This window comes from Streptomyces sp. NPDC002868 (assembly GCF_055563295.1).
In genome coordinates, this window is record NZ_JBVHDR010000048.1 from 1 (window position 1) to 14,490 (window position 14,490).

5 protein-coding genes are annotated in these 14,490 nt (G+C 68.3%); all 5 read right to left on the reverse strand.

What is annotated here, in order from left to right:
* Nucleotides 1-878 (reverse strand): beta-ketoacyl synthase N-terminal-like domain-containing protein (locus tag ACZ3H8_RS39655; RefSeq protein ID WP_467410078.1); only part of this gene is annotated, 878 nt, incomplete at its 3' end.
* Between the two features lie 63 nt (nt 879-941).
* Nucleotides 942-2,561: an MDR family MFS transporter gene (locus tag ACZ3H8_RS39660; protein WP_467410079.1), complete on the reverse strand. Its 1,620-nt coding sequence runs from the start codon at nt 2,559-2,561 to the stop codon at nt 942-944.
* Nucleotides 2,562-2,600: 39 nt separating this feature from the next.
* Complete coding sequence (locus tag ACZ3H8_RS39665) at nt 2,601-11,246, reverse strand: type I polyketide synthase (protein ID WP_467410081.1); 8,646 nt, start codon at nt 11,244-11,246, stop codon at nt 2,601-2,603.
* Between the two features lie 119 nt (nt 11,247-11,365).
* Nucleotides 11,366-12,361 (reverse strand): hypothetical protein, encoded by a 996-nt coding sequence (locus tag ACZ3H8_RS39670; RefSeq protein ID WP_467410083.1) that lies wholly within the window; start codon nt 12,359-12,361, stop codon nt 11,366-11,368.
* 113 nt (nt 12,362-12,474) lie between these two features.
* Nucleotides 12,475-14,490: type I polyketide synthase (locus ACZ3H8_RS39675; RefSeq protein WP_467410084.1), on the reverse strand; the 2,016-nt coding region annotated here is incomplete at its 5' end.

Consider the following 14,490-nt stretch of genomic DNA (forward strand, 5'->3'; position numbering starts at 1 on the left):
GCCCCGTCCTGATTCACCGCAGAACCACGAACCACACCCCACACCCGATGCCCCAACCGCAGAGCATCCGACAACCGCTCCACCACCAGAACACCCACACCCTCAGACCAACCAGTCCCGTCCGCCGCACCCGCGAACGACTTACACCGGCCATCCGAAGCCAACCCACCCTGCCGGCCAAACTCCACAAACGTCCCAGCAGTCGACATCACCGTCACCCCGCCGGCCAACGCGAGAGAGCACTCGCCCCGCCGCAGGGCATGCACCGCCAAATGCAGTGCAACCAGCGACGACGAACACGCCGTATCCACCGTCAACGCCGGACCCTCAAGCCCCAACACGTAAGAAATACGGCCCGACACCACACTCGACGTGGTCCCCGTCAACGCGTATCCCGCCACGCTGTCGGGTGACTCATGCAGGCGAGGCCCGTAGTCCACGCCCATCGTCCCCAGGAACACTCCGGTCTTTGTTCCGCGCAGGGACCCCGGGTCGATCCCGGCCCGCTCCAGCGCTTCCCAGGAAACCTCGAGCGTCATGCGCTGCTGCGGATCCATCGCCATCGCCTCGCGCGGCGAAATCCCGAAGAACCCCGGATCGAACTCCCCGGCTTCGTAAAGGAAGCCGCCCTCGAACGAGTGCGCCCGGTCCCAGCCCCGATCGCTCGGCGGACCGCCTATCGCGTCGACCTCCGCGTTCACCAACCGCCATAGGTCTTCCGGCGACCGCACACCTCCGGGGTAACGACAACCCGCCCCGACGATGGCGATCGGTTCGGTCATACGAGCCCCGAGATCACTGTTCTCCCGTCGCAGGACTTCGTTTTCCTTTGCCGAAACGCGCAAGGCCTTGATGAGCTGCTCGCTCGAGGTGTCCACCTGTGTCCTCCTGTTGTGTATTGCCGCACTGAGATGACTGCCGGTCGCGATATGGCCTGCGCATCAGTCCAATCGAATGTCCGGCAGGAGCCACGCCAGTACGAAAGCGACCATGGCAACGCACCCGCCGACGAAGAACACCGTGTCCAACGAGCTGGAAAAGCCCTCCAGGACGGGCCGGGCCAGCCTCGGGTCGATCACGTCGAGGAATGACGTGTCGTTGAGGTCGAGCCCGTCCGATCCTTGGATGGACTTCAGGAATGCCTGGTTGTGCGGGTCGGCGAGCACCGCCGGGTCACGCATGGCAGCTGCGAACTCGGGGCTGCCCGCCGCGGCGCGCATCGCGCCGGCGATACGGTCCGCGACCGTGGAGAACAGGATCGACAGGAACACCGCCGCGCCGACGGCACCCCCGGTCTGCCGGAACAGCGTGACCGACGCCGTCGCCACCCCCAGGTCGTGGCGGGTCGCGTCGGACTGCACCACGAGCGTCAGGGTCTGGATGAGCAGCCCTAGTCCACCTCCGAGGACCAGTGCGTTGAGGCCCACCTGAACCAGTGACGTGTCGGGAGTGACGAGGCTGAACAGAAACAGTCCTACTGCCATCGCTGCAGAGCCGATGACCGGAAATGCCTTCACCTTGCCGGTCTTGGCGATCAGCCTTCCTACCACCCCGATGGCCACGATGATCCCCACCATCATCGGCAGCATGAGCAGGCCCGACCGGGTGGGCGAGAGTCCGCGCACGATCTGCAGATACAGCGGCAGGGAGGTCAGACCACCGAACAGGCCGATGCCGACGACGAACGCGATGATGTTGCCGAGGCGGAAGGCAGGTTGGCGGAACATCCGCAGAGGCAGTAGCGCTTCCGCCCCCATGGTGCGCTCCACCACCACGAACACCGTGAACCCGAGCGCACTGATCCCGTACGTCGCCAGCGCGGCGGCCGAGCCCCATCCCCAGTCACGGCCCTGCTCCGCCACCATCAGCAGCGGCACGAGCGCGACGGCCAATGCGGCCGAGCCCCAGTAGTCGACGCGGTGCCGTACGCGTTCGGTACGGACGTTCAGCACTCTCACGACGACGATGAGCGCCGCCAGCGCCAGCGGCACGTTCAGCAGGAACACCCACCGCCAGCCGTCGACCCCGAGAAAGCTGTCCCTCCCCGCGAGCAGGCCGCCGAGCACCGGCCCGACGACGCTCGCGACGCCGAAAGTCGCCATGGAGTACCCCTGATACCGGCTGCGCTGCCGAGCGGGCACCAGGCCCGCGATGATCGTCAGTGCCAGTGACATCAGGCCGCCGCCGCCGAGGCCCTGCAGGCCGCGGAACAGAGCGAGTTGGTGGATCGAGGTCGCTGTCCCGCACAGCACGGATCCGACGAGGAACAGGCTGATCGCGACCAGGTAGAGCGGCTTGCGCCCGTAGATGTCGGAGAGCTTGCCGTAGAGCGGTGTCGAGACCGTTGCCGCGATCAGGTACGCGGTGGTCACCCATGCCTGGCTGGCCTGGCCGTGCAGTTGGTCGGCGATCATCCGTACCGCGGAGGCCACGATGGTCTGATCGAGCGCGGCAAGGAACATGCCCATCATCAGTCCGGTGAGGACCGTGAGGATCTGCCGGTGGCTCGGCCCCTCGCCGGTCGCTTCCACCGGCGCGGGGCGCGCGGGGGTGTGTGACATCGCTCATCTCCTCTTCACGCCGCGGGCGGTCGTAAGGGCTCAGTGGCTGGCGTTCTCGCCAAGGACGTGTCGGATCAGGCTCTCCGGGTCCATGTCGTCGATCGACGGCGCTTCTGTGTCCTGTTGCGGGGTCGCGGCCGCGTCGTGCGAACGCACCAGATTCAGCAGGACGTCCAGAATTCCGGCGTCGCGGAGACGACTGATGGGGAGAGCGGCCAGGGCCTTGCGGATGTCTTCCTCGGGGAGACCGGAGTCCTCCGCGAGGTCGGTCTCCGCAAACAGGACGGAACCGAGATAGCCCGCCAGTGCAGCCGGTGTGGGGTAGTCGAAGACGACCGCGCTGGGCAGTCGCAGGCCGGTGGCGCTGTTCAGCCGGTTGCGTAGTTCGACGGCGGTCAGCGAGTCGAACCCCAGCTCCTTGAACGCCCGGTCGGCATCGAGAGTGGCGGACACGGTGTGTCCAAGCGCCTCCGCCACGCAGGCACCGACCAGCTCAGCCACCGCACGCTCGCGTTCCGCCGGGGACAGGCCTGCCAGGTTCGATCCCCATGCAGGCGGCGAGCTGTCCGCTCCCGTCGCGCGGCGGGTGCTCGACGGACGCACCAGACGGGAGAAGACCGCGGGCAACGATCCGGACGAGGCCTGGGCGCGCAGCGCGGCCAGGTCGAGCGTGGCCGGAACGACCAGCGGGAGGTCGGTGGCCAGTGCCGCGTCGAACAGCGCCACACCATGATCGGACGGCAGCGGGGTGAACCCGCTCCTCGTCCACCAGGCCAGGCCCGTCTGGTCGAGACTGGCCGCCATGCCGTCGGTGTCCGCCCACAGGCTCCACGCCAGCGAGGTCGCCGGGAGGCCGATGGCTCGCCGTTGGAGGGCGAGGGAGTCGAGGAACGTGTTGGCTGCCGCGTAGTTCCCCTGGCCGGCGGTGCCCATGATGCCGCTGATGGAGGAGAACAACACGAACGCCGACAGGTCCAGGTCCATGGTGAGCTCGTGGAGGTTCCACGCGGCGTCGACCTTGGGGCGAAGCACCGTGGCGATGCGCTCCGGGGTCAGCGTCTCGATGGTCCCGTCGTCGAGCAGGCCGGCGGTGTGAATCACGGCCGTGAGCGGGTGCTCGGCCGGAACGCTTGCCAGGAGTGCGGCGAGGGCGTCCCGGTCAGCGGCGTCACAGGCGACAATGCGCACCGCGACGCCTCGTTCGGTCAGTTCTGCTTCCAGCTCGGCGGCACCGGCTGCGTCGCCGCCACGGCGACTGGTCAGGATCAGCCGCCGGATCCCGTACGCGGTGACGAGGTGTCGGGCGAACATCCTGCCGAGCGCGCCGGTTCCGCCAGTGATCAGCGCTGTGCCGTCGGGGTCGATGGCGGGCGCCGAAGCACCGGCAGCATCGACGCTCGTCAGCCGGGGCACGTAGACCTTCCCGGCGCGTACCGCCAACTGCGGCTCGTTGTCGGCCAGTACGCGGGCAAGAATCGCGCGTGAGGCCTCCGCCTCGTCCACGTCGACGAGCACGAACCGGTCGGGGTGCTCCGACTGCGCGGACCGCAGCAGCCCCCACAGCGGCGCCGCGGCCAGATCCGAGACCGCTTCCCCGGGCGTGGCCGCCACGGCGCCGCTGGTCGCAAGAACGAGGCGGGAGGAGGCGAAACGCCCGTCGGCCAGCCAGTCCTGCAGCAGACCCAGGGCCCGGTGCGTGGCCGTATGCGCCGATGTCGTGATCCCGGATCGGTCCCGTACCGGCTCCGGCGATCCCCATACGAGTACGACCTCGGGGACCGGCTCGCCCGAGTCGACAGCGTCGCCCAACGCGGCCAGGTCCGGGTGTCGGACGATATGTGTTCCCCGCGCGTCGAGCCTCATCGGCTCGGCGCCGAGAACGGCCAGCCGGGACACCGGATCCGGGCCGGCCGCCACGCTCGTCCACTCGACGCGGTACAGGTCGTCGCGGCGCTCGTCCGCCGCTCCGGAGAGCTGGGCGGCGGAGATCGGTCGCAGAACCAGCGAGTCGACCGAGGCAACGGGCCGGCCGGCACCATCGGCGACGGTCAGCGCGACTGTGTCCGCGGAGAGCCGTGACCAGCGGGCCCGCAGGGTGGTGGCGCCGGTGGCGTGCAGTGAGATACCGGTCAGCGCGAACGGCAGCCGGATCTGCCCCGGCTCGCCGTCGACGGCGGGGGCGGCAACCAGCGGGTGGAGCGTCGCGTCGAGCAGCGCGGGATGGAGCCCGAACCGCCCGGCCAGGTCCTGCTGCTCGTCGGGCAGACGCACCTCGACGCAGATGTCTGCCAGGTCGCCCCTGCCGATGCGCCACGCCTCCTGTACGCCTTGGAATGCCGGACCGTACTGGTATCCGAGGTCGTCGAGATGCCCATAGAGCTCTGTCAGCTCGATGGGGGTTGCGTCCGCGGGCGGCCAGGTGGCCGGCGCGGCGACCTCGGCCGCGCGGGCCCCGTGGCCGGCCGCGAGGAGACCGGAGGCGTGCCGAACCCAATACGACCGGCCCGCCCCGGACACCCGTGCCGTGTCGGCGCGACGAGCGTGAACAGCGATGGTGCGCCGGCCGGAGTCGTCCGGAGCGCCGACGGCGACCTGGAGCTGGACTCCGCCGCGTTCGGGCAGGATCAGCGGCGCTTCGATGGTGAGTTCCTCGATCCGGTCACAGCCGACCTGCTCACCCGCCTCGATCGCCAGTTCCACGAAGGCGGTGCCGGGCAGCACGACAGTGCCGGCGACCGCGTGGTCGCAGAGCCACGGGTGGGTGTGCCGGGAGAGGCGACCGGTGAACAGCACCGTGTCCTCATCCGCGGACTCCACCACGGCGCCGAGCAGCGGATGCTCACTCCCGGCCAGCCCGAGGCCGCCCACGTCGCCCGCCCGGGCCGGAAGGGAAAGCCAGTGGCGCTGCCGCTGGAACGGGTACGTCGGCAGATCGACCTGCCGTGCGCCGGGGAAGAACGCGCTCCAGTCCGGGCGCGCTCCGGCGACGTAGGTCTGTGCGAGGGCTCTGGTGAGTGTGCCGGCTTCGAGTCGGCCTGCGCGCAGCACCGAGGCCAGCGCATGCTCTGGGTCGGGAAGGCCGGACAGGCAGTCCTGCGCCAGCGCGGTGAGCACTCCGTCGGGACCGAGCTCCAGATAGGTGGTGACACCCTGGTCTTCCAGCCAGCGGACGCCGTCCAGGAAGCGGACGCCCTCGCGGATGTGCCGCACCCAGTAGTCGGGGGAACACAACTCATCGGCGGACGCCGCGGTACCGGTGAGGTTGGAGACGATCTGAATACGCGGCGGTGCGTAGACGCATCCCGCCGCGACAGTACGGAACTCGTCGAGGATGCCGTCCATGTGCGACGAGTGGAAGGCGTGGCTGACCCGCAGCTGCTTGGTCTTGTGTCCGCGTTCCCGCCATCGGTCGGCAATCCGGTGGACGGCCTCGGCGTCGCCGGAAATCACTGTCGCAGATGGGCCGTTGACGGCGGCCACCGAGACGTGATCGCCGTAGCCCGTCAGCGACTCGAGTACCTGCTCTTCACTGGCGCCGATGGCGATCATCGCGCCGCCCTCGGGAGCCGACTGCATCAACCGGCCACGTGCCGCGACCAGGGCGCAGGCGTCGGGCAGGGCGAGGACTCCGGAGACATGCGCGGCGGCCAGTTCTCCGACCGAGTGCCCAATGAGAAAGTCTGGGGTCAGTTCGTGGTGCTCGACCAGGCGGAACAGCGCCACTTCGAGGGCGAAGAGAGCGGCTTGGGTGTATGCCGTCGAGTCCAGCAGCGCCGCCTCGACGCTGTGCTCGACGGCGAAGATCACGTCCTTGAGCGGCACATCGATGTGGCCGTCCATCGCGCGGCAGACCTCGTCGAAGGCTTCGGCGAAGACGGGGTTGCTCTCGTAGAGCTCGCGTCCCATGCCCAGCCGCTGGCTGCCCTGCCCGGTGAACAGGAACGCGGTACTTCCCTTGCTCGCGGTGCCGAGCACTGCGTTCGCCGCGCCGGTGCCGTCGGCCACCGCGTCCAAGCCACGCAGGAATTCGCTTCGACTGCTCGCGACGATCGCCGCGCGGTGGTCGAAGGCGGCACGGCGCGCCAGGGAGAGCCCGACGTCGCCCGCGCCGATGTCCGGATGCGCCGCCAGATGCTCGCGCAGCCGCACGGCGCCGGCCCGCAGTGCATCTTGGCTGCGGCCCGAGAGCACCCATGGCAGGACCCTGTCGTCGGCGGGTTGCCCGCTGCGCCGAACCTGTTCGAGCGGTGCGGCCTCCTCGACGATGACATGGGCGTTGGTGCCGCTGATGCCGAAGGAGGACACTGCGGCCCTGCGCGGCCGGCCGCTCTTGTCCCAGGAGACGGCTTCAGTGAGCAGGGACACTGCTCCGGCGGACCAGTCGACGTGCGGGGAGGGCTCCTGCACATGCAGGGTTCGCGGAAGGAACCCGTGCCGTAGCGCCATCACCATCTTGATCAGACCGCCGATGCCGGCGGCCGCCTGGGCGTGGCCGATGTTGGACTTCATCGACCCCAGCCACAGGGGCCGGTCCGGCTCGCGGTCCTGGCCATAGGTCGACAGGACGGCCTCAGCCTCGATGGGATCACCGAGGGGGGTGCCGGTACCGTGCGCCTCCAGGACATCCACATCCTGTACGGACAGACCGGCGGCGTCCAACGCCTGTCGGATGACACGCTCTTGTGCAGGTCCGTTCGGTGCCGTCAGACCGTTGCTCGCTCCGTCGGAGTTGATCGCCGACCCACGAAGCAGTGCGAGGACCTGGCGTCCGTTGCGCCGCGCGTCCGACAGCCGCTCCAGCACCACCAGGCCGACGCCCTCGGCCCAGGCCGTGCCGTCGGCCGCGGCGGAGAACGCCTTGCAGCGGCCGTCCGGTGCCAGTCCCCCCTGGCGGCTGAACTCGACGAACATGCCGGGACTGGCCATCACGGCCACACCGCCGGCCAGTGCCAGCGTGCATTCGCCCCTGAGCAGAGACTGGGCAGCGGTGTGCAACGCCACCAGGGAGGACGAACACGCGGTGTCGACAGTGACGGCAGGCCCCTCGAAGCCGAACGTGTAGGCCACCCGCCCGGACACGAGGCTTGCCGAGCTGCCGGTGAGCAGGTAGCCGTCAGCCCCCTCGGCCGCCTCATGCAGGCGCGGGCCGTAGTCCTGCGCGGTGGCTCCGACGAAGACCCCCGCCGCGCTGCCGCGCAGCGCGGCCGGATCCGTGCCCGCGCGCTCAAGTGCCTCCCAGGCCGCTTCCAGCACCAGCCGCTGTTGCGGATCCATCGCGGCGGCCTCACGGGGGTTGATCCTGAAGAACTCCGGATCGAAGGTGTCGATGCCGTCGAGGAAGCCTCCCTGCCGGGCGTAGGTCTTGCCGGGCAGGCCGGGTTCGGGGTCGTACAGTCCTTCGACTTCCCAGCCGCGGTCGGCCGGGAAGTCCCCGATCACGTCACGCTCTTCGACGAGCAGCCGCCACAGGTCCTCGGGCGAGGCCACGCCGCCGGGATAGCGGCAGCTCATGCCCACGATCGCGATCGGTTCATCCTGCTCGCGCTCAACCGGCGCTGATACGGCGGCGTCGCGGTTGCCGAACAACTCGTCGTCCAGCTTGAGGGCCAGGCCGGCCGGTGTCGGGTAGTTGTAGAGCACGGCACTCGCAAGCTGCAGCCCGGTTGACGAGTTGAGCCGATCGCGGAGCTCGACCGAGGTGATCGAATCGAAGCCCAGGTCGGAGAATGTTCGTTCGATATCGATGGAATCTGCTGTGCCGTGCCCCAGAACGGCCGCGACGTTGGTGCGCACAAGTTCGACCAGGGCACTTTGCCGCTCTGCATCGCTCAGTCGGCCAAGGCCGTTCGCGTACGGCGCGAGTGCTTGGTGCGGCGCCGGCTCACCGGCGCCTGCTGCCTGCCGTACTGGACGCGTCCGGTTGCCCTCGTCGCTGAGCCAGTAGCGGCTGCGCCGGAACGCGTAGGTCGGCAGCTCGACCCGCCGTGCCGCCCGTTCGGTGAACAGCCTGTCCCACGTCACGTCGACACCCTTGGTGTGTGCGTCGGCCAGTGCCGTGGTGATGCTTCGGACTTCGGATCCTCCCCGGGACAGCAGTGGGATCACTGTGGCGACAGTGTCGTCGACACAGTTCCTGGCCATCGTGGAGAGCGAACCGTCCGAGCCCAAGTCGAGGTAGCTGGTGACTCCCTGGGCTTCGAGTTCGCGCATTCCGTCGTGGAAGCGGACCGCTTCGCGAACGTGTTCCGCCCAGTACTCGGGAGAGCTCAACTGCTCGGCGGTGGCAAGACGGCCCGTACGGTTGGAGACGATGGGGATTCTCGGTGGCCGGAAGGATAGACCGGCCGCGACGCGGTGGAAGTCGGCGAGCATGCCGTCCATGTGCGGCGAGTGGAATGCATGGCTCACCCGGAGCCTCTTGGTCTTGCGTCCCCGCTCGGCGAGCGCAGCCGAGATCTCCGTGACCACCTCGTCGTCACCGGAAATCACCAGCGACTGCGGTCCGTTGACGGCGGCGATGCTTGCCGAGCCTGCCCGTCCGGCGAGCATCGCCTGGACCTCGGCCTCGGCGGCCTGCACCGAGATCATGGCCCCGCCCGCCTGCAGCGCCTGCATCAGTGCGCCGCGCGCGGCCACGAGCACGCAGGCGTCCGGCAGCGAGAGGACTCCGCCGACGTGCGCCGCAGTCAGCTCACCGACCGAGTGGCCGGCCAGGAAGTCGGGTACGACACCCCAGTGCTCGACCAACCGGAACAGCGCGACCTCGAGTGCGAACAGACCGGTCTGGGTATAGACGGTCTGGTCGAGCAGTGCGGCGTCGGCGGAGCCGGCGGGAGCAAGGATGATCTCCCAGGGTGAACGGTCAAGGTGCTTGCCCAGCTCCGCGCACACATGGTCCATCGCTTCGGCGAACACGGGGTGGGCGTCGTAGAGTTCGCGGCCCATGCCGGACCGCTGGCTGCCTTGCCCGGGGAAGAGGAAGGCGACTTTGCCTCGGTCGGGCCTCGTCATTCCTTGGACGACATTCGAGAGCCGGTCACCCTGCGTAAGAGCAGCAAGTCCCTCCAGGAGCTCGTCGCGGCCCTGTGCGACGACGGCTGCGCGGTGTTCGAACGTGCTTCGCGAAGTGGCCAGCGAGTAGCCGAGATCGACCAGGTGGGCGTCAGGGCTCGCCGCAACGTGCTCGCGCAGTTGCTCCGCCTGTGCGCGCAGGGCCTTTTCACTGCGGCCGGACAGCAGGAGCGGCACAGGCGCCGTCCCGGTCCCGGTCCCGGTCTCGGTCTCGGTCTCCGTCTCCGTCCCGGTCCCGGTCCCGGCGATCGCAGGCGATGCCGCTTGCGCCCGGTGCTTCCCGGTCGCGTGACTCGGTCCGTCCGAAAGCACCATGTGGCAGTTGGTCCCGCCCATGCCGAAGGAGCTGACACCTGCGATGAGCGGCCCGTCGGCCGACGGCCACGGACCCAGAACACGCTGTACGCGCAGGTTCAGCGTGTCGAGGGGTATTCGAGGATGTGGCGTCTCGAAGTTGAGGCTCGGCGGAAGTTGCCGGTGATGGATGCTCAGCACGGTCTTGAGCAGACCGACGATGCCCGCCGCTCCTTCGAGGTGGCCGACATTCGTCTTGGCCGAGCCCACCAGCAGCGGGAGTCCGTCGTCCTTGCCGGAACCCAGTAGGGAACCGAGCGCGGTCGCTTCGACCGGGTCGCCGACCTTCGTACCTGTGCCGTGCAGTTCTACGTATCCGACCTGGTGCGGTTGCACTCCGGCACTGCTGTAGGCGCGACGCAGAACCTCCTCCTGTGCCACAGCACTTGGGGTGGTCAGTCCCTCGCTCGCGCCGTCGTTGTTCACCGCGCTGCCGCGGATCACCGCGTACACGAAGTCCCCGTCCGCCAGGGCCTTCGCCAGCGGCTTGAGCACCACCAGGCCACCGCCTTCGCCCCGGACGTATCCGTCGGCTTCGGCATCGAAGGTGGCGCAGCGCCCCCGGGGAGACAGACCGCCGAACTTCGCCGCGCCCACCGTGCCGTCCGGAACGATGTTCAGGTGTACACCGCCTGCCAGCGCGACCTCGGACTCGCCGAGACGAAGGCTTTGGCAGGCGAGGTGAACGGCGACCAGCGAGGAGGACTGGGCGGAGTCCACCGTGATGCTGGGTCCGTTCAGCCCCAGGGTGTACGAGACCCGGTTGGCGATGAGCCCGCGGTTCAGGCCGGTGACGGTGTAGTGGTCGATCCCGTCAATGCCGTACTCGTGGCGCAGTGCCGCATAGTCGCTGCCGATCGCCCCTACGAACACCCCAGTACTGCTGCCTGCCAGCGCGGTCGGGAGGATACCCGCATGCTCCAGCGCCTCCCAGCTCAGCTCGAGCGTGAGGCGCTGTTGGGGGTCCATCGCGATCGCCTCACGCGGAGAAATACCGAAGAAGTCCGCGTCGAAGTCCGCGATCCGGTCCAGATATGCACCCCAGCGAGTGTTGGCCTTCCCCGGCGCGGAGATGTCCGCGTCATAGAGGGCATCCGCGTCCCAACGCTCTGCCGGTGTCTCGGCAATGGCGTGCTCACCGCGACTGAGGAGCTTCCAAAATGCCTGCGGATTCGGGGCTTCGGGAAGACGACAGGACAGGCCGATGACGGCGATGGCGTGGTGGGATTCCGAATCCCAGGCAGTGGCTACTTCGTTCATGAGCGTGTCCTTTTCTCCTCAGCCACACGTTTGGCGGACTTGCCACGGAGTCCGCGCGAGTCCCGTCGTCCAGTGGGCTTGCCGACCGTGCTCCACAGCCGGCAAGCCCATGAACGTGCCTATCCCGCACTCACATCGAGTGCATTGGATACGATTTCCGCCGCCTGCCTGTAACCGTGGTCGGTCAGGTGAGTGGCGTCGTAGAAGCTCCAGCCCTCGAACCGGTCGGCAGACACATCGACGTATTCGATTCCGATCTCGGCGCAGCCGGCAGCGAGTTGACCGCTGTAGTACTCCCAGTTCTTGGCGACGAATTCCCTGAACGGCCCGAACACCGGGAGCTGGTAGTCGAAGCTCTCCTGCTCTTCTGCCACCAGATCACGCGTCATCGGATCAGCCAGCGGTTGCAGGCAGAAGACCAGCTTGCCGGAGTCCGGAACCGCACGGGCCAGCAGAGCGAGATCGCGGAGCTGGTGCGCTAGCGCCGCCTTCATGCGCAGCAGACTCTCCTCCTCCACCGGTTCGCCTTCGGTCCTCACGGGTGGGACGGCCACCTGCTCGGCCGTACGAGCACCGGTGATGAGCTCGGCGATGTTGAATAGGGGCTCCGTTTCCACGACTCGGAAGATCCGCTCGAAGAATGTGGCTCCGAAAGGTCCTTCCGGCTTCTTGGTCCGCAGCTGCGCGAGCAGCGAGGTCCAACCGCTGAAGACGACGACCGAGGACGCGGCATGCAGGAAGGGGAACAGCGCGTGCAGCTGCTGCATGGAGTTGCCGCCGGGAATGCCGAGGTTGAGCTGGGGCACGCCGGTCAGCGAGGCCAGCTGAGACGGCAGGGTCGCCGCGTCGGAGGAGGCGCCCACGCCGAAGGCGGTCGAGGCGCCCACGACCAGCCCCCCTCCCCCGTGCGTCACCCACGACGCACTGTCCACATTCCCCTTGGGCGAAGTGGAGATGCGGAAACCCTCGTCGTCGATCGTGAACAGCCTGGTGCTGCTCCCCGGCCGGTAGGTGTGGGCGAGATAGGGGTGCGGATACAGATTCACATCGTATTCGGCAAGGTCCGGCCAACGACGGTGGCGCTCGGCGACCAGGTCTCGATCGAAATTACGCAACGTGCCCATCATTTCTCCCATCAGATGTACAGACCAAATAGAGCCCAACAGAGCCCAACAGAGCCCAACAGAGCCAAGAAACGAAGAAGCCGGCAGTCGATACCTCAACGCCCTTAGACTTCCTGCGCCTTTTCTTGGAGCCATGCATTCACTCGACCTGCGGTCTCTTCCACACCGCTCGTCATGATCGTGAAATGGTCGCCGGAAACAGTCTCTTCTGTGAACGGGAAGGGCCACGAGGCCTGCCAGTCGAGACCCCGCCAGGGTTCGGCAACGGGCTCGCCGGCCTTAATCAGCAGTGTGGGCGCCCTGTTCTCGATGACGGCATCGGCCCAACGGAACTGGGTGTATCGCCCCATGGCGGTCAGCCATGCCTCTCCCGCCTCGTCCCGTCCCGCGCTTTCATGTCGACCCAGCTGCTCACCCATCAGGGTCGAAACGATGTCGGTGACCGAACCGTCGCGCTTGTCACGCTCGTCGCGCTTGTCTTGCATTGGCGCGTACGAATCGATCAGCACAACTGCGTCCGGGTGGATGCCCCGGCTCTCCAGCCTCTTCGCGACGGCGTTGGCGATCAACCCACCGGAGGAGTAGCCGACCAGCGCGAACGGAGTGCCGTCACTGCTGCGTCGTACGGTCTCCGAGTGCAGTTCGACGAGAGCGTCCAGGTCCTCCGGCAGAAGTTCCCAGTCGAGGAAGCCCGGGTGCGGGAGAACCGAGACATCCCGAATTCCCTCGAATTGGGATGCGAATCGCGCGAACTGCAGCGGATTGGACCTGCCGACGTAGGAGGGGAAACACAGGAGCGCAGGTCCGCCGGACCCCTTGGCCATGAGGGTCGGCCGGCGCCTCATGTCGATTGCAGACCGAGCATCGAAGGACGGCCGGAATGCCGACATGGCAGCCATGAGGGGGAGGAAATCCTGTGTGCTTCCGGCAGCACTCGCCTCCAGGTAGAGGGAGGTCAGTGAGCCGCCCGGCGACACACCCGGACTCGTAAGGGCTCCGGCTCCGAGTCCGAGTCCGGCTCCGGCTCCGGCTCCGGCTCCGGCGGGGCTGCTGTGCAGCTCATCAGCCGCAAGCGACATCTCAGCACCCAGGTGACCCGCAAGCTTCTCCGGTGTGGGGTGGTCGAAGACGAGGGTGGCCGGCAGGGGCAGTCCCGTGATCTTCGTGAGCCGGTTACGCAGTTCGACGGCGGTGAGGGAGTCGAAGCCGAGGTCGCGGAAGGCTCGTTCGGGCTCGACGTCGTTCATCCGGCCGTGGCCCAGGACCGCGGCGATCTGCGTGCGCACCAGGTCCAGCAGGGTGCGCTCACGCTCGCTCTGCGACAGCCCGGCCAGACGCTGCGCCAACGACGGGCCGCCGCTCTCCACAGCCTCGCGCTGCGCGGCCGGCCGGGCGGCGGGCACCAGGGCCCGCAGCAACGGCGGCACCGCTGGGGAGCCGGCCCTGCCCCGCAGTCGGGCCGTGTCCAGCCCGAGCGGCACGGTCAGCGCCTCATCGCGCTGTCCGACCGCGGCATCGAAGAGTGCCAGCGCCTGCTCGGTGGACAACGGCGTCAGACCCTCCCGCGCCATCCTGGCCCGATCCGCACCGGACAGATGCGCGGTCAGGCCACTGGCCTGCTCCCACAACCCCCACGCCATCGAGCTGGAGGGAAGGTTCTGTGCCTTGCGACGCAGCGCCAGCCCATCGAGTACGGCATTGGCCGCCGCATAGTTGCCCTGGCCTGGGCTGCCGAACACCCCGGCCGCGGAGGAGAAGAGGGCGAACACGGACAGGTTGAGGTGCCCGGTCAGCTCATGCAGGTTGAGCGCTCCCTGCACCTTCGGTCGCAGCACTCGGCCCACCTGCTCGACAGTGAGCGACGAGACCACCCCGTCGTCCAGTACGCCTGCGGTGTGGACGATCCCGGTCAGCGGGTACTGCGCCGGGATCTCGGCCAGTACCGCCGCCAACGCCTCCCGGTCAGCCACATCACAGGCCACGATCGACACCAGAGCACCCAACTCACACAGCTCGGCCGCCAGCTCTGCCGCACCCGGCGCGTCCATGCCCCGCCGCGAGGTCAGCACCAGGCTGGGCACCCCGTGCTCAGCGACCAGATGCCGGGCCACCGAAGCACC